This window comes from Akkermansiaceae bacterium (assembly GCA_019634595.1).
Classification (GTDB): Bacteria; Verrucomicrobiota; Verrucomicrobiia; order Verrucomicrobiales; family Akkermansiaceae; genus Luteolibacter.
The window spans coordinates 317137-333406 of the sequence record JAHCBC010000005.1; the positions used below are offsets into that span (position 1 = coordinate 317137).

At 64.2% G+C, this 16270-nt stretch carries 15 protein-coding genes; 10 read left to right on the forward strand and 5 right to left on the reverse strand.

The features are described from left to right. Positions 1-52: 52 nt before the first annotated feature. The 4 genes from KF712_19360 to KF712_19375 form a co-directional block, all read right to left on the reverse strand. Positions 53-1078, reverse strand: coding sequence for a stilbene synthase (locus tag KF712_19360; GenBank protein MBX3743152.1), 1026 nt, complete (start codon positions 1076-1078; stop codon positions 53-55). A 9-nt stretch (positions 1079-1087) separates the two neighbouring features. Continuing rightward, positions 1088-2104 carry a hypothetical protein gene (locus tag KF712_19365; protein ID MBX3743153.1) on the reverse strand — a complete coding sequence of 339 codons (1017 nt, stop codon included), beginning with the start codon at positions 2102-2104 and terminating at the stop codon, positions 1088-1090. Further along, entirely contained in the window at positions 2101-2745 is a 645-nt protein-coding gene (locus KF712_19370) for a class I SAM-dependent methyltransferase (protein ID MBX3743154.1), read from the reverse strand. The genes KF712_19365 and KF712_19370 overlap by 4 nt, the downstream gene beginning before the upstream one ends. A gap of 84 nt (positions 2746-2829) precedes the next feature. Beyond that, on the reverse strand, positions 2830-4029 hold the full coding sequence (locus tag KF712_19375; GenBank protein MBX3743155.1) for a Gfo/Idh/MocA family oxidoreductase: 1200 nt from the start codon (positions 4027-4029) through the stop codon (positions 2830-2832). 178 nt (positions 4030-4207) lie between these two features. Here KF712_19375 and KF712_19380 point away from each other — a divergent pair, with 178 nt between their 5' ends. The 8 genes from KF712_19380 to KF712_19415 all read left to right on the forward strand — a co-directional run bounded on the left by KF712_19380 (position 4208) and on the right by KF712_19415 (position 13856). Continuing rightward, positions 4208-5047: a hypothetical protein gene (locus tag KF712_19380; protein ID MBX3743156.1), complete on the forward strand. Its 840-nt coding sequence runs from the start codon at positions 4208-4210 to the stop codon at positions 5045-5047. Between the two features lie 38 nt (positions 5048-5085). Next, entirely contained in the window at positions 5086-5541 is a 456-nt protein-coding gene (locus KF712_19385; protein MBX3743157.1) for a hypothetical protein, read from the forward strand. Positions 5542-5595: 54 nt separating this feature from the next. Then, the gene (locus KF712_19390; GenBank protein MBX3743158.1) at positions 5596-8556 is read left to right on the forward strand and encodes an ATP-binding cassette domain-containing protein; all 2961 of its coding nucleotides are present in this window, start codon (positions 5596-5598) and stop codon (positions 8554-8556) included. Continuing rightward, the gene (locus KF712_19395) at positions 8553-8762 is read left to right on the forward strand and encodes a hypothetical protein (protein ID MBX3743159.1); all 210 of its coding nucleotides are present in this window, start codon (positions 8553-8555) and stop codon (positions 8760-8762) included. Before KF712_19390 ends, KF712_19395 begins: the two co-directional genes overlap by 4 nt. A gap of 273 nt (positions 8763-9035) precedes the next feature. Continuing rightward, positions 9036-9260 (forward strand): hypothetical protein, encoded by a 225-nt coding sequence (locus tag KF712_19400; protein ID MBX3743160.1) that lies wholly within the window; start codon positions 9036-9038, stop codon positions 9258-9260. A 72-nt stretch (positions 9261-9332) separates the two neighbouring features. After that, positions 9333-10229 (forward strand): hypothetical protein, encoded by an 897-nt coding sequence (locus KF712_19405; GenBank protein MBX3743161.1) that lies wholly within the window; start codon positions 9333-9335, stop codon positions 10227-10229. Continuing rightward, positions 10229-10732, forward strand: coding sequence for a hypothetical protein (locus KF712_19410; GenBank protein MBX3743162.1), 504 nt, complete (start codon positions 10229-10231; stop codon positions 10730-10732). The genes KF712_19405 and KF712_19410 overlap by 1 nt, the downstream gene beginning before the upstream one ends. An 82-nt stretch (positions 10733-10814) precedes the next feature. Next, positions 10815-13856 carry a DUF1592 domain-containing protein gene (locus KF712_19415; protein MBX3743163.1) on the forward strand — a complete coding sequence of 1014 codons (3042 nt, stop codon included), beginning with the start codon at positions 10815-10817 and terminating at the stop codon, positions 13854-13856. On the opposite strand, the gene KF712_19420 is transcribed toward KF712_19415, so the two are convergent. Then, on the reverse strand, positions 13767-14531 hold the full coding sequence (locus KF712_19420; protein MBX3743164.1) for an IS110 family transposase: 765 nt from the start codon (positions 14529-14531) through the stop codon (positions 13767-13769). The genes KF712_19415 and KF712_19420 overlap by 90 nt on opposite strands. Before the next feature lie 437 nt (positions 14532-14968). Here KF712_19420 and KF712_19425 point away from each other — a divergent pair, with 437 nt between their 5' ends. Next, a complete protein-coding gene (locus KF712_19425; protein MBX3743165.1) occupies positions 14969-15190 on the forward strand; it encodes a hypothetical protein in 222 nt (73 codons plus the stop codon). Positions 15191-15334: 144 nt separating this feature from the next. Next, on the forward strand, positions 15335-16270 hold a 936-nt coding region (locus KF712_19430; GenBank protein ID MBX3743166.1), incomplete at its 3' end, for a hypothetical protein.

Consider the following 16270-nt stretch of genomic DNA (forward strand, 5'->3'; position numbering starts at 1 on the left):
GGCGATCACCGGTCGCCGTCTTCGCGCTGTTACCTCCGCCTTTGCCCTGCCATCACTCCTTCCTTATCTCACAAGCATGCGCGGCGAAGCCCGCGCCGAAGGCGGTGAGCCAGAGGTGCCGGTCGTCCGCTGACGACGCCAGTCGCTTTTCCAACGCGAAGAGCACGGACGGGCTGCTCATGTTGCCATGATGCTCCAGCACCCCACGCGTCTCTGTCAGGGAAAAGGGCAGCACGTTTTCCAGCGCGTCGATCACATCCCGCCCGCCGGAGTGGGCCAGCACCTGGTCGGGACCCGCCGTGCGCCGGGCATAAAGTTTTGCGACCGCATCCGCGGCCAGGCCGGGCACGGATTTGTGGAGCTGGTTTTTCAGATGCCCTTCCGCATTGACGAAGCGGATCTTCTCCCGTTCTTCCGGTAAATGGAGCGTGGTGAAGTCACCCGCCTGCCAGTCACCCGGTTGACCCTTGCCGGACCAGACCGAAGCGGAAGCACCATCCCCGAACAGGCAAAGGCTGATGAGCACGCCCGGATCATCATCGGCATAAAAGGCCGCGGAGCAGATCTCCACGGCGACCACGGCGATGGTGGCGTCGGGATTCGCCGCCAGATAGCCGTGGGCGGCCCGCAGGGTGGGGATGGCCGCACCGCAGCCCAGTCCCACCAAGTCCGCCAGATAGACGTCCGGCCGCAGGCCCAGCTTTTCCGCCACATGGCTGGTCACGCCGGGGCAGAGATAGCCGGTGCAGGTGCAGAGAAACAACGCGTCGATCTCCGCAGCGGAGATGCCCGCTTTCCCGATGGCCTTTGATAGCGCATCCGCCGCCAGTGCGGGGGCCTCCCGCTCATAGTCCTCGCTGAGTTGCTGCGGCCCGCGGCTGAAAAGCGGGACGATGTCCGGCACGGCGAAGTTCCGTGTGGCGATGCCGGAGTTCCCGCCGGTGAGGATCTTTTCCACCAGAGCGGCGGAGCGCGGTTTCAGTGTGGAGGTCAGCCCTCCATCCCGCATCGCATGCCAACATTGTTCCTGGGTGAAGGGGTATTCGGGCACGGCCGATGCGATGGAGCGGAGGAACATTTCGGAGATCTAACGGACGAGGGAGAGCACGGGCTTGAAGGGCAGCAGCCGTGCGGAGGAGAGTGTCTGCAGCAGGGTTCTGCCCCGGTCACTCAGCAGCACGCGATGCAAAAAGAGCGCGGTGGAAAGACGGCGGCGGAAAAGTTTCCGCAGGTCGGAGGAGATGGTGTGTCGGGTGGACTCCCAGCAGATGCCTCCATGGGACCATGCGGCCAGCGGGCCGACAGCCGCCTCCGCCGCCTGGAATGCCATGGACATGCCGTTGCCCGTGAACGGCGGGATCATGCTTTCCGCGTCCCCCAGACACAGCAGGCCGGGGACCGCGGGCTGTCTGCCCAGCTCAAACCCGGCGACGCCGGAGAAAGATCCCTCGCGCCACTCCGCGGCACGGAGTTGCTCCGCGAGGCGTGGATGACCGCCCGCGGCCAGATAGGCGGTGAGCAGGTCCGGTCCCTTCGCCTCCAGCTTGCGGTCGATCCGGAACAGCCCACAGACATTCACCCAGCCGTCCTCCACTCCGGCCAGCCCGGCGTAGCCATTGGTTCCGGCGTGCATTTCCAGATCCGCTTCCATCGGCAGTCCGCGGACGTGGGCCTTCAGGCCGATCCATCGTCCGTTGCGCGGCCTGCGTCCCGCCGCCCATACCAGCCCGTCCGCGGGTTGCGGGCGGGCGCGGTTGCCCGTTCTCAGGTCACCGCCGAGTTCCTCGAACCGCAGCCTCAACCGCTCGTCCAGCTCGTGGCGGGAGATGCCGATGGCGGCCTCCGGCAGGCGGTTGCGGTGCAGGACCTTCCCGCGTTCATGCCAGATCAACGTCTCATGGCGGCGGGCGTCGGCGAAGAGGGGCAGGATGCCGAGGCGGGAGAGCGTGCTTTCATCCACCCCGGAGATGAACTCCCCGCAGACGCGGTGCCGCGGATAGGAACCCGCCTCCAGAACCGTCACCGGGATGTTCCGTTCGCGCAGGGCAATGCCAAGCGACAATCCGGCAAGTCCGCCTCCGGCGATGGTGATTTCACGGTTCAAGCGCGGCAACCTAACACGCGCAGCGCACCGCGCCATGTGGAATGTTCTGCGATCATCCAGCGTTTTTCGGATAGATCCATCAGCCGTGGCAACTCGTTGGCGGAGAATCCGGCGTCGATGCTCACGTGCATGTCATGGCGGGTGACCCGGTTGATGAACGGGTGGGCGGCGTAGCCCAGCAGATGAGGGAGCCGTGCCCGCAGCGGCTCGCAGAAAATGAGGACACGGAAGCCCTCCGCCAGCCTGCCCAGATCCTGCAGCGCATCTCCCTCGAAGTGATGGAGGAAAAGGTTGGCGATCAGAATGCCGCCCTGCGGCGGGGTGGGGGACCGGAACAGGTCGACTTGATTCCAGACCACGTTTTCCGGCAGATCCGTTGGTGGCGGTGCCAGATCCAGCGCGGTGACCTTTGTTTCCGGGTGGAGCCGTGCCAGCGCCACCGTGAGATGCCCGTCCCCCGCACCCAGCTCCGTGATGCCCATGGCCGCGGCTTCGGGGAAACGCCGCGCGGTGGCCAGCACCCAGCGCTCGTTTCCCATGAAGAAATTGATGCGCCGCAGATCCCTCCGGCTGCGCAGCGCCTCCGGATCATCCGCGGGCAGGCGGTCGAGGATTTCAGGAATGACGACGCGGGCGGGCACGCGGGGAGTATGCCTGGAATGGGGCGGTGGTCGAGATCCGCGAAATGACAGCACTCTGGTTCGGGTGGGGTGTCCCATCATCCGTCACTTCCACCCGCCGAAGGGATTCCCTTTCTCCGTCAGCGGCATTTCCACGCGTGCGCCGCCGCGGACATGGGAAGCCATCACGGCGGAGATCATGGCAACGGTCATCGCGCCGGATGCGGCGGAGCAAAGCGGCTGTCGCTCCGCATCCCGCATGGAGGCGATGAGGTCCTCCGCCGCAGCGAGATGCCCGCCGACTTTCCGGCCCAGCTTTTCGATGGGCTCCGGCACGCCGATGCCCGCGGTGCTGATGGGCACCCAGGCCCGCGGTTCCTTCGACATCACCACGGGGTTCCCCTCCATGATGTGGGCCAGCGGCTCGATGTCGATCCGCAGGTCGATGATTCCCTTCGTGCCGATGAGCTGGAGGCCGAACGCGCCTTCCTTTGTCCCCGCGCTGGCGATGGAGTCGAAGAACACGGGTACGCCGGACTTCGTTTCGTAGCGGGCGTGCACTTCATTTCCGGCGGACGGACCACTGCCTTCCTTGCCCTCCACGACGTCCGCCTTCACCACCGGCTTCCCGTCCTTCAGCACGGTGGCGGTGCAGGACAACGGATCTCCCGTGAAATAGACCGCCAGGTCCAGCACGTGGGAACCCAGCACCCACAGGTCCAGCATGCCGCCGCGGTGGTCTTCCTTCCCCCGCGTGCGGATCTCCAGCAACCGGCCGATCCTGCCATCCTCCACCAATTTCTTCACCACCGGCAGGACGGGGTGGAAGCGGTTGCGGTGCGCCACGGCGATCTTCACTCCCTTCGCATCGGCCGCTTCCACGATCTTCTCCGCTTCCCGCAGGGTGGGGCAGAAAGGTTTCTCGATATAGATGCCCTTCGCCCCGGCGGCTATGGCGGCCATGGTCATGGCGTGGTGCTCCGCCATATGCCGCGGAGCCACGGAAACGATGTCCGGCTTCACCTCCGCCAGCATCTCCCGGTAGTCCTTGAAACCCTTCACCCCGGGGAGATTGGCCGCCGCCTTCTCCAGTCCGCCCGCGTCCGCCACGCCCACCATCTCCACGCCCGGCACCTCCAGCCACATCTTGTCCAGGCCGTGGCCGTAGTCACCCATCCCCGTATGGCCGATCACGGCGACGCGCAACTTTCCTCCGTTCTCCCGGCCCATCGCGGCCATGGCCGCCGCCGTCATGAACGAGGTCTGCAGGAAAGTCCGCCGGGTGGTGCCTGTGGAAATCATCATGACTTATCTAAACGCAGACGGTTCGCCATTCCATACGCAAAGATGCATGATCTGATTGTCTCGACACCCTGTCCGAACGCATGGCATACCCACGGGGCGGCGGCCACCTGTCCGCAGTCCCCATATTTTCTTCTAACAAATCCGGCGCACGCACGTTGGAGATACACCACCAGGCAACATGAAAGCATCCCCATTGAAAGCATACCTCTGGCGCTCCGCCGCCATCGCAGCAGCCCTCCAGACCGGACATCTGATGGCACAGGAAAACGGCGGCACCCCGGCCGCTCCGAAAGCCCCGCCATCCCTCAGCGCGGAGGAAAAGCAGGCGTCCCTGGAGATTCTGCCCCTGCCGGGCGAGATCCTCTCCGTGCTGAAGACCGCGAAGGCCGCCGACTGGGCCGCCTCCGCGGAAGCCGCCCGCAAGTCGTCCGAGCTGGCGGGCTCGAAGGACAGCCGCCTCGCCGCGATCGGCCTCGGCATCCGCGTGGCGGACGCCTTCCTCGCCATCCAGGCGGAGGACGGGAAATTGCTGGATGTGGCCTCCATCGATATCTTCCAGGCCGCCGCGAAGCTCGGTGCTTCCGAGGAAGTCCTCGCCCACGCCGCCGACATCAAGGCGAAGGCAGCCGCCGGAAAGTGGAAGGAACTGACCGGGCCGCTGGACTTGACCTACCAGGACGCCCTCAAGACCATGGAGGAGCTGGGTGACACGGACTCCGCCTCAGTGGCGCTCATCGCCGGCTGGACCCGCGGCGTGGAGATCTTCGCCGGCCAGCTTTCGAAATCCTACTCGCCCGAGGGTGGAAAGGCGCTCCGCCAGGTCTCCCTGCTGGAGACGCTGGAAGCGAAGTTCAACGCGCTGCCCCAGGCGACGCGTGACACCCCGGAGATCGCCTCGCTGGGCAAAGGTCTCGCCGCTCTGAAGCCTCTCGTCTCCGTGGCGGAGGACGCCACGGTCTCCGAGGAAGCGACGAAGAAAATCGCCGAGATCGCCAAGGGCGCGCTGCCGGACAAGTGAACCATCCCCGCACACCGAACCACTTTCCAACCGACTCCATGAAAACTTTCCGAAACAACTCTCTCCGCTCCCTGTTCACCGGCCTGCTCATGGCCGCGCTGCTCTGGATCCCCGGCACGGCGGATGCCTCCGTGAACGGCGCGAAGATCCGTGCCGCGCAGATGTTCCAGACGCTGGCGGGCCAATATTCGCTCAACGTCCGCCCGGCCTACACCTACGGCCTTCTGAAGCGCGGCCAGTCCATCGTCATCCGCACCACGCTCCACGCGGGGAACAACTACATCCTGGCCGCCGGTGGCTGCGAGGACGCCTATGATGTGGACATCGCCGTGTTCGATGGCAACGGCAACCTCGTCGCCAACGACTCCGACCTCCAGCCGGTCGCCGTTGCCCGCGTGACCCCCATCTACACCGGAACCTTCTTCGTGAAGATCACCATGTCGAACAGCACCTTTAACGGCGCCCACTACGTGCTGCAATACGCGTGGTATTGATGAACCTCATCTGAACCGTGGAAGGGAGGGCGGAAGTCCTCCCTTTTTCCTTCCATGTCCGCGCCCTCCGCCATCACCGCGCTCGCCACCTCCGCCTCGTTCGAGGATCCGGTGCTGCAGTCGGTCTACCGCTGTCTGACGTGGTTGGCGGCGGGGGATACGGAGGCGCTGGAGGCGTTCTGCCGCTACACGGAGGAGCGCATCGGGATGTTCCTGCCTGCTGCCCGTGCGGCACTCGTTTCGGAGGTGATGCTGCGCCGCGCGGAAGTCCCCTCCACCGTGGAACCGCCCGCCGCCACGGAACACCAGATCTATCTCACCATCAACCTGGTGGAAGCCGCCGCCACGCTGCCGCCGTCTTTGGCCGCGCCGCTGGCGGAAAAGATCGCCTCGCTGGGCTGGACCAGGCCATGGCTGGAAAAAGCCGCGGCGTTCATCGGCGGATCCTCCGTGGGACAGGACGGCATCCTTTCCTTTTCCAGCTCTCCCGCACCGACGGGCCACCTCGCGCTGCGCGGCTTGCCCGGTGGAAAGCTCCGCGCCATGGAAAGCGGCGGCCATTGGTTCGTCCGGCACGATTGCCCGGAGCCTCTCGTTTTCTCCGGCCTGCGCTGGCCCGCTCGGCACAGCCAGTGGCTGAAGGAAGCGGACCACATCCTCATCGGCGGAGAGGAACGGCTGGACCTGTCCACCGTGTCCGCCCTCGCGGCGGCGACCGCTTTTCCCGACCTCCATGTCCTGCCGGATGCGGATGGGCTGGCGGTTTCCTCCACTGCGGAGGGCACCTTGGCGCGGCTGTCGTGGGAAAATGGATGGTTCCTCACTCCGTATGCCGCCATCCTTTTGAACGGCCGCCGGATCACGGAGCCGGTTCCCATCCTGCCCGCGGACCAGCTCGCCATCGGCGGGCGGAAACTTCCCGCCGCGAGGCTCATCCGCTGTGCCAGCTACGGCGTACGTGGTAGTTGGTCGTTGCGCCTGGACCACGCCACCCTGCGCTTTCCGGACGGACAGTCCGGGCTGGATGACATCACGCTGGCCCTGGAATCCGGGGACATGGTCGCCGTCATGGGTCCCAGCGGCTGCGGCAAGTCCACGCTGATGAGCGTGCTGTCGGGAGGGCTGTCCCTCACCTCGGGCAAGGTCACCATTTCACCGCCGGCCAGCCGTCCGTCCTTTGCGCTGGTGCCGCAGGACGACGTGCTTTTTGCGGAACTCACCGTTACGGAGAACCTCCGCTACGCCGCCGCCCTCCGCACGACGGAGGCCGCGCCCGATATTTCCGGAACCCTCGCCGCCGTCGGACTGGAGGCGAAGGGTGCGCTCCGTGTGGGCAGTGTGACGGAAAAGGTGCTCAGTGGCGGCGAGCGGAAGCGGCTCAACATCGGCCTGGAACTCATCGGCCGTCCGGATGCCCTGTTGCTGGATGAACCCACCTCCGGCCTCTCCAGCGCGGATGCGGAAGGGGTCATGAAAATCCTCCGCGCACGGGCGGATGCGGGCGTGCTGGTCATGGCCGTGATCCACCAGCCATCACCTGAGGTCTTCGCCAGGTTTGACAAAGTCATCGTGCTGGATGTCGGCGGGCGGCTCGCGTTTTTCGGTACTCCGGAGGCGACGCGGGACTACTTCGGCATCCATGCGGCGGGAGCGGTGCGCCAGAACTGGGGGCCTGACGCCATCCTCGATTCGCTGGTCGGCAGGCGGACCACGCTCGACGGGGGGGCGCAACGGCGGAATTTCGATCCCGCGTTCTGGAAGCTGCGCTACGCCGGTGCCCGCCATGCCTATGAGCCACCGCTCATCCGCCGGGAGCAAGCTCCCGCGGCACCGCAGGGGGGCACCGCCGGAAAGCCATGGCTCGTCCTCAAGGCCTTCACCCTGTTGCGGCGGGAGTCACTGAGGCGTGTGCGCGGCTGGCGTTCCGTCGCCGCGTCCTGCGTCATCGCCGTGCTGCTCGCCGCCATCGTCGCCTGGGTCTGCCGCATCATCACGGGGGAGGGGGGATACTCCTTCACCGCGAACCGGCATCTGCCCGCGTTCTGTTTCCTGAATGTCATCCTCGTCCAGTTCCTCGCACTTTCCTCCTCCGTGCAGGAGGTGGTGAAAGACCGCGCCCACCGGCTGCGCGAGCGGCTGCTGAGGATACCGGGCAGATACTGGCTGCTGGCGAAGCTCCCCGGGCTGGCCTTCCAGAGCGCCCTCCAGGCCGCGCTGGTGGTGTGGACCGGCGCATGGATCATCGGCCTGCCGTATGGAAAAATGGAGCTGTGGCTGGCCCTCACGCTCGCCGGGTGGACCAGCGTGGCGCTCGGCCTGTTCGTCTCCGCGCTCCCGGGCATCTCGGAACGCGTGGCGCTGGCCGCCGTTCCGCTCATGCTGGTGCCGCAGATGATCCTCTGCGGAGCCGCGCCCTTCGATTTCAAGGATCTCTCCCACCTCCACTGGCCCAACCAGCGCCCCGTCATCCGGGAAGACGAGCCCGCGCCTCCGCCCTGGCCCGCACAGGCCATGCCGTCCCGCTGGGCCTACCAGGCCGCCATCTGCGGATTGCGCGACCATCCCTCCATCATCCCGAACGAGGATCTGAAGCCGCTTTTCAAAACCTACAACTTCGCCCGCTCCCTGGTGAATGTCTGGAAAACCGATCCCGCCGCTTTCCTCGACCGGTTGGAGGAAAAGACAGGCCGCCGCCTGACCGAAGCAGAGGTCCGGACGGACATCACCCGCCTCGTTCTCAACGACAAGCGGTCCGCGAAGGAAGTGGCGGACACCTTCGGCCATCTGGTGCCGGATACGTTCTTCCTCAAGCCCATCCGCAACGAATTTTTCCTCGAATACGCCGCCTCGACCTTTCCGCCGGTCACCATCCTTTACGGAAAGAAATTTGAGCCTGCCGTGGATGCCCGCTGGAAAATGGGCCTTCTGGGCGTGATCCTGCTTCACGCCGCGTTCCTGGTCATCGAGATATCCCCGCGGATGTTCTTCTCGTTCATCCGCCGCAGAAAGCCATGAAACCCACCGCCGCACCCTACCGCACCGACTGGCACTGGGGACCCGTCCGCTTTGACGGACTCTTCGGCCTGCGCGGCACCTTCCTCTGCTTCCACCGCCACCCCGCGGCGGACGATCCGTCCGTCACCGTGGACCCGGCGAAGCCCATCCTGCCGCTGGAGCCGGAGGATGCGGAAAGCCTGCCGGAGTTTGTGGTGAGGAATTGAAGCGGGGGCAGTAAGGAGGGAGGACACTCCTGTCCTCCGGCGGCATTGGCAAATCACAAGAGACTTACCGCAAAGTCGCTAAGAGCGTAAAGAACACAGAGAGAAATGTTTCCCTTCAAGACTTCGCCGGATTCGTTTGATCCTTAGTCGGCTTTCTTTTCTTCCCTGAAAGCTGAAAACTTCTCCTTCTTATCTCGCCAATGCCGCCGGAGGACAGGAGTGTCCTCCCTCCTCACTGGCGCTCCGCGTCTTCAAGCACCCGCCCCCTCTCCCATGCACCCCGAACTCTCCGCCCTCCTCCGCCGCCGTCTTGCCGTGATCTCCGACCACGCGTGGCGCGACCGTGACTCCGCCGGACACCTGGAGGCCCTCAAGGACGTTTCGGAAAGGATCTCCGCCTGGACGCTGGGGAACCGCTCCCAGCTCGATCCGCAGCTCCGCCACTACCTCGCGAACTGCAGCTTTGACAAGGCGTTGGCGCACATCGGAGGGGTGTGACGAAGATCCGTGCGGAACCCGGAAAAATTCTTTTCCAAAATCCGGGCCGCTTGATACGTATCACCCCACAACATGAAACTTTTCGCGAATTTCCTCGTGGTCGGCGGTGCAGGTGTCTTCGGCTATTTCGCCGAGCCTTCCCTGCGCCTCGAACTCACCGGCCTTTCGCCCACGGCGCCTCCCCCTCCACAGCAGCCCGGCAACCAGGAGGAAGTGTATCTTTCCAGGGTGGATCCACGGGTCTATGCCCCGGAGCAGCTTCCGAAGGAAGTGACCCTGAAAAAGGAGGCCGAGCTGACCGATTCCTCCTCCGGCCTGAAAATACCCGTGCCCACCGGCACCAAGCTGAAACTCCTCCGCTTGGGGGAGGGGACGCTCATCGTCGGCACCGGTTCCCCGAACATCGAGGGTGAGGTGGAGGTCCAGAACACGGACGTCCGGGAGCAGTTGATCGGTGTGGCTCCGGTGGCACCGTCCCCGGTCGCCGCCCAGGGCCAGACGATGGACGGGCAGCCCGCCGAAGGACAGCCCGCCGCCCCGCAGGACGGCATGGCGAAGAATGATCCCGCCACGACCATGGGAGGCAGCACGCCGGACAGTGGCGAAACCGCCCAGAATGGTGGAGCGATGAATGACGCGCCGACGGACGGTGCCAACCCGGCGCTGAAGCCAGGGGACGCCCCTGCCGAGCCTGCCGGTGAATTCGCCTCCATGGCCGCGGACGAGATCGTCCAGACGATGCAGGACAGCCTGAAAGGCTCCACCATCAAGGACATCAAGTTCGACCAGGTCAGCGAATGGGCCGGCGGTGAACCGGAGGAAGTTGACGGCAAGAAGTTCAACACCGGCACCATCAGCTACAAGGCGCAGACCATCCTCGGACTGAAGTCGCGGAAAGCGAAGGCCTACATCGTGGGTGGCAAGGTCGTCCGTTGGGTCAACCCGACGAGCGGCACGGAGATCCAGTGATGGCCGGGCTGTCGGATTGGCTCGGTGGCAAGCGCCATGTGCTGGCCAGGCCGTTGAAGCGGGCCGCTATCGTCGGGCTGCTCGCCGTCCTGGGCCTTGCCGGACATTCGGTTTACTCGCTCAATCAGGTTTTCCAAGTGGTCGTGCCGATCAATGACCGGCTGGAGGCAATCTCGGCCAAAAGTACGACGTCGTCGTCGAGGTGGCCGTTCGGTGGCTACTGGTCATCGACCTACCGCTTTCCGGAGGAACGGATGAACCGTGAGAGCCACGGCATCATCCGGGATACCCTGCAGGCGGATGGATGGAAACTTCTGGAGGAATCCACCGCCATCCTGCCGGACAATCTCATGGGAGGTTACCTCATCCGGGCGGAAAAATCGGGCTACACCTACGTGGCCCACCTGCCGAAATCCGGTGCCGACCTCCGCGTCGAGGTGGCGAAATCCGGAGAGCCACAGGTTTCCCGGCCTGCGGAGGAGATGGAAATCACAGGTCGTTGAGATTTTCCGGGCCGGACGCACGTAGTCTGGCTATCCTCGCCGCGCCCCTGGCCGCCGGGGCCACGAATTTTCACGATCCCGCATGATTTTCCGTTCCGGAGCTTTCCTCGCCACCGCCGTTTCCCTGACCACTGCGCACGCCGCCGGGACGGACTGGCAGACGGTGCGTCCCATCATGGAGAAATACTGCATCGAGTGCCATGGCGGGAAGCGGACGAGGGGTGGTGTGGACCTGAAGCAGGTGCTGGATGATCCGCAGGTGGCGGGCAATTTCGAGCTGTGGGAAAAGGTCGCCCATGCCATGGCGAGCGGCGACATGCCCCCGGAGGATGATCCCCAGCTTGCCACGCCGGAAAAGGAGCTGATCACGAAGTGGTTGGATGGATCCCTCAAAGCTGCGGCGAAGGAAAATGCGGGCGACCCCGGCCACGTCACCGTCCGCCGCCTGACGAACGCGGAGTATGACAACACCATCCGCGCGCTGACCGGCATCGACTATGGTTTTGCGAAGGATTTCCTACCCGACGGCGGTGGTGGTGAGGGCTTTTCCAATGTGGGGGACGTGCTTTTCGTCAGCCCGCAGCAGATCGACAAATACCTGGCCGCCGCACGCAAGCTGACCGAGCACGCCGCCATCCTGCCGGGCCGCGGCGTCATGTTCCAGGACACCCGCGTCGGCCTGCGCGGTCCGCTCCAGTTGAAGGACCAGGCGGAGCGCGCGCTCTACATCTGGTACCAGAAAATGGCGGAGCCGCACATCCCGAAGGACGGGGAGGACATGCGGGAGGGCGACTACATGACCGCCTGCTGGAAGTTCAAGCACCGGGAGAAGACCGGCGCGGAATCGCTCGACCAGCTCGCGAAGGAAGCCGGGCTTTCCGCCGCGTTCCTCGCCAACTGGTGGGACATGCTCAACAGCGACAAGATCAAGTCGCGTTTCCTCGACCTGACACGCGTGGACTGGCGCGAACTGCCGGGCCCGGATGAGGCGAACCCTAAGGCGATCCCCGCAGCCGTCGCCGCGAAAATCTCCGCCATCGAGGCCCAGCGCCAGTCCTGGACCAACACGGACGGAGCCGCCGGCTGGGTGCGGACCCAGCGCCGCCAGCAGGACTCCGACGGTCTGCGCGCCTATGAGATGACCACCCCCACCAAGGCCGGTCAGCCGATCCATCTCGTGGTCGGTGATACCGGCGATGGCAGCCGCGGTGACATGGTCATCATCGAGAAGATCGCCATCAAGCGGAACGGCAAGTTCGAGAACTACGTCACCTGGCTGAAGCGCCGGATCGAGGGGAACAGCACGGAGCTGAAAAAGCTGGAGGCTGCACAGGACGCGGATCCCGCCCGCATCGCGGGACTGAAGAAAGCCGTGGATGACGGCGCGAAGGCGCTGGCCCTTTTCGGCAAGCATCCGCTCGGCAAGCCGGTGGAGGAAACCATGCTGGTGCTACAGGCTCCGGTGGTCGTCACCCTGCCCTTCGGGGAGGAGGCGGCCGTGACCGTCAAGGGACGGCTGGAAATGTCCGGTCCGGAGGTGGATTTCGCCACCGTCCAGTTCACCGCCACGGGAGCGAATCCACCCGATCCGACGAAGATCATCCCCGGCGCGCTGGTCATGTGGAAGCGGCAGACGGAAATCGCCCGCAGCACCATGGGCGACTTCGGCAGGATGAAGACCGTCTTTCCGGATGAATACGCCCGCCGTCTGGAGCAGGTGGCGCGGAACTACCGCTTCAAGGACGGAAAGAACGAGGGCGTCTATTACTTCAGCGATGCCCAGCTCAACGGCTTCATCAGCGAACAGGAGCAGGACCGCCTCCGCCGGATGCTGAAGGACTGGCGCATCCTCAGTCCACGGAACCCGGATGCGAAGCTCCAGAAGGAGTGGGACCAGTCGGTGCAGGGGCATCTCCACCACTTTGCGTCCAGGGCTTGGCGCAGGCCGCTGGCCGCGGAGGAGAAGGCCGGTCTGAACGCCATCTACGATGAGGCCCGTAGCCGCGAGCTGGACCGGGAATCCGCCGCCCGCGAGGTGCTGATGCGCGTCTTCATTTCCCCCGACTTCATCTTCCGCCTCGAAAAATCGGACCAGCCCGGCGTCCATCCGGTGGATGCCTGGGAACTGGCCTCCCGCCTGAGCTACTTCCTCTGGTCGTCCAGTCCGGACGACGCGCTGCGGAAGGCCGCTGCGGATGGATCCCTGCTGAAGCCGGAGGTGCTGGAGGCCCAGACGAAACGGATGCTCGCCGGAAAAAGCTCCGCCGCGCTGGCGGAGGAGTTCGCCGGACAGTGGCTCAAGTTCCACAATTTCAGCAAGCACTCCACGGTGGACGCCGGAAAGTTCCCCGAGTTCACGCCGGAACTGCGGGCGGACATGCACCGCGAAACGAAGGAGTTCTTCAGCCACCTCATCCGCAACGACCGCCCGGTGAAGGAGATCATCCTGGCCGACTACACCTTCCTCAACGAGCGGCTGGCGAAGCACTACGGCATCCCCGGCGTGACCGGCGGTGAGTTCCGGAAAGTGCCCGTTTCCTCCCACCACCGCGGCGGCATTCTGGGCATGGGCAGCGTGCTGGTGAAGACCTCCTTCCCCCAGCGCACCAGTCCGGTGCTGCGCGGTGACTGGCTGCTCCACGCCGTGCTGGGCATGCCGACCCCACCAGCGCCCGCCGATGTCCCGCCTTTCCCGGAACACTCCGACAAGCCGATGACCGTCCGCGAAAAGCTCGAGTCCCACCGGGCCGAGAAAGCCTGCGCCTCCTGCCATGACAAGATCGACCCGCTCGGCTTCGCGCTCGAGGGATTCGACGCCCTCGGCAGGTTCCGCGAAAAGGACGAGAACGGTCTGGCGATCGATGATACCGGCTCCCTCAAGGACGGGACCACCATGGATGGCATCGCGGGACTGCGCGACTACCTCGCCCTGCATGACCGGGAGTTCAACCAGGTGCTCGCCCGCAAGCTCATCGGCTACGCCCTTGGCCGCTCCGTCCTGCCGAGCGACAAGGTGCTCATCGAGGAGATCGCGTCATCGCTGAAATCTTCCGAAGGGAAATTCTCCACCGCGGTATTGGCCGTCGTCCGGAGTCCCCAGTTCCTCAACCGGAGGAATGAGTGATTCCTGCATGATCCACATAGCCAATGCCGCTGAAGGACAGGGATAGGAGCGAAGATGCCGGGCGTGAAAGAAATTGTCCCACTTGCGTTTGCCGGCCTTGAGCAGAGCCGCGGCATCCGGAAAGGCTTCGACAAAAGCCCATGCCGTGGGACTGGTCCAGTCGTCGAAGGCTTCAAGTGCCGTCGGGTAGTACTCCAGCAAAGCCTGTTGGAGTTGATTGATCAATGCGGTGCGCTCCCCGATGAGAGCGACCTCGTCACGGCATAGCAGCCGCAGTTCGGCAGCCAGCGGATCCTGCGGCCCGAGTTGTCGCCAGGTATGGGCATCGATGCGCAGGGCATCGGCCAAGGCCCAGGCATCAAGGCGGTCGGTCTTGTTGCCAGCGCTGGTCTTGCGCTCACGGTAGCGCTTGGCGCTCATCGGATGGACAGGATAAAGCGCGACACCACTGTCCAGCAACTGGTCCACGGCATGGCCGCAGGTGGTCTCCACGGCGACGCCGGGGGCGGGCCATTGGCGGACGGTCTCGGCCCACTGCCGCCAGCCGGCGGCGCTGTGGTCGAAACGGAAATCGGCGACGATCTTGCCGTCACGGTCGATGATGACGGCATCGTGGTGATCCTTCGCCCAATCGAAGCCGGCGAAGTGGCTGAGTGTTTGGTGGGCGTCCTGCATGGTTTGGGTCCGGTTTATCTTTTCGGGCATGCGCGGCGCTGGTCCTTTGCCGGGTCGAGCTGATACGGGAACTTCGTGAGCTGGTGTCCTCTCAGACCTCTTGGCATGGACCCGCGGACGGGCCGGTGTTCTTCGCTGGAGCCTCGCAGGCTGAGCGAACATGGACCGTGTCGCGTCCGGGGCGTTGCTGCCATCCGAGCTTATCCCGGGCGGCAAGGGGATGGCCACCGGGATTTTCGGCACGGCGGCCAAGTTATTCACAACCAGCGGCGGCGGAGGTGCCTTTGGAGGGCACTTCGCCGCCGGTTGATGAATAACTATGGGAAGGGTATCAGCGGATATAATGGCTCTGCCGCAATGTCCTTCCTCCCTGACCGGCTGCAACCGGTCCCCACAACAAAAGGCATTCCACTGCAGATCAGCACGTCTTCCGGGGCATGGAGAAGATGCATCTGCGTTATCTGGAGAAGGATTCCGGGCAGCCCGTCCGTCCATGTCGATTCGCTTCGATGGTGGTTCGATTTTCTCCTTTTTCATCAGATATGAAAGTCCAACAAAGTGAAACCAGTTCTGATGCCCTCCCCGGATCCTTGGCGGAATCAACGCTTCTCCCCACCGGATATGTGAAAGTTGTGGTTCTTTTTTTGGAATTCATTTGACATATCGGGTCGATTCAAACAAGGGGTTGGTCGCCTGACGAGGATATGTGAAATTATCACTTATCTTTGATAAGTGCACCTCCCCCCCCCGCCTCTTTTCCCCTCTCCCCCCAACTCCCCGGTTCATATCATTTCAGCATTCGCATGAAATCAAAACATCTGATTCCCTCCTTCCTGCTTTTCCTCGCGACATTTCCGCTGTCAGCCGGCACACTGAGCAACGGAGCGCTGAGCCTGACCGTCCGCGACGACAATGGCGCGATCGACGCCATTGTTTTCAACGGCGTGGATTACTTCAACCCCGGAACGCCCGTATCGGATTTCGGCCTCCAGTTGGGCACGGACACATCCACCTTCCGCTGCAATACGACCGGCGGCTCGGAACAGATTCCGGTATCCACCACGACCGCTGCGGGTTCTATACTTGCAGCGGGGACTTACAACGTCGGGACGGCGGTGACCTTCGAGCGTTCCTATTCGCTGGTGGCGGGGCAAAATGCCATCCTTATCACCACTACCTTCACCAATGCGGATACCAACACGGCCGCGCTTCGCTATTTTGAGACATTCGATCCGGACCATAATCCCGACTATTCCACATTCAACGATGTTTATAGCCTCGGAGCACAGTCCGTGGCACGCGCTACGAACGGAGCAGGCGCGACGTTCATACTGGGCAGCACGTCTTCCGTGACACTCGCGGCCGGTGGCCCTTTCATGATTAACTCGGGAAACATTCTCAACAGTTTCTTTTCCTCTCCGGTGGATGGCAACGGCGCCAACGCGGACTCGGGCGTACATTCGGGCTACGACTTCAGCCTGTTGCCCGGTCAGACAAGGACCCTGACCACGATTCTTGCGTTCGGGAGCACCCAGGCGGCTGCGGAATCCGCCTTCAATCTGGCGGGCAACCGCCCACCGGTGGTCACGCTCAACGGCGCGAACCCGATCACCTTGGAATGCTATGTGGACTTCTACACGGAGTATGGCGCGACCGCGGTCGATCCCGAGGACGGTCCCCTTACGCTGGCCCCCATCGCCGGCACGGTGGACCGCACCCACGTCGGCACCTACACCAGG

Bases quoted from the DNA above. Each gene is read 5' to 3' on its own strand.
- KF712_19360 (MBX3743152.1), bottom strand. From the start codon at position 1,078: ATGTTCCTCCGCTCCATCGCATCGGCCGTGCCCGAATACCCCTTCACC.
- KF712_19375 (MBX3743155.1), bottom strand. From the start codon at position 4,029: ATGATGATTTCCACAGGCACCACCCGGCGGACTTTCCTGCAGACCTCG.
- KF712_19380 (MBX3743156.1), top strand. From the start codon at position 4,208: ATGAAAGCATCCCCATTGAAAGCATACCTCTGGCGCTCCGCCGCCATC.
- KF712_19385 (MBX3743157.1), top strand. From the start codon at position 5,086: ATGAAAACTTTCCGAAACAACTCTCTCCGCTCCCTGTTCACCGGCCTG.
- KF712_19390 (MBX3743158.1), top strand. From the start codon at position 5,596: ATGTCCGCGCCCTCCGCCATCACCGCGCTCGCCACCTCCGCCTCGTTC.
- KF712_19395 (MBX3743159.1), top strand. From the start codon at position 8,553: ATGAAACCCACCGCCGCACCCTACCGCACCGACTGGCACTGGGGACCC.
- KF712_19400 (MBX3743160.1), top strand. From the start codon at position 9,036: ATGCACCCCGAACTCTCCGCCCTCCTCCGCCGCCGTCTTGCCGTGATC.
- KF712_19405 (MBX3743161.1), top strand. From the start codon at position 9,333: ATGAAACTTTTCGCGAATTTCCTCGTGGTCGGCGGTGCAGGTGTCTTC.
- KF712_19410 (MBX3743162.1), top strand. From the start codon at position 10,229: ATGGCCGGGCTGTCGGATTGGCTCGGTGGCAAGCGCCATGTGCTGGCC.
- KF712_19415 (MBX3743163.1), top strand. From the start codon at position 10,815: ATGATTTTCCGTTCCGGAGCTTTCCTCGCCACCGCCGTTTCCCTGACC.
- KF712_19420 (MBX3743164.1), bottom strand. From the start codon at position 14,531: ATGCAGGACGCCCACCAAACACTCAGCCACTTCGCCGGCTTCGATTGG.
- KF712_19425 (MBX3743165.1), top strand. From the start codon at position 14,969: ATGGAGAAGATGCATCTGCGTTATCTGGAGAAGGATTCCGGGCAGCCC.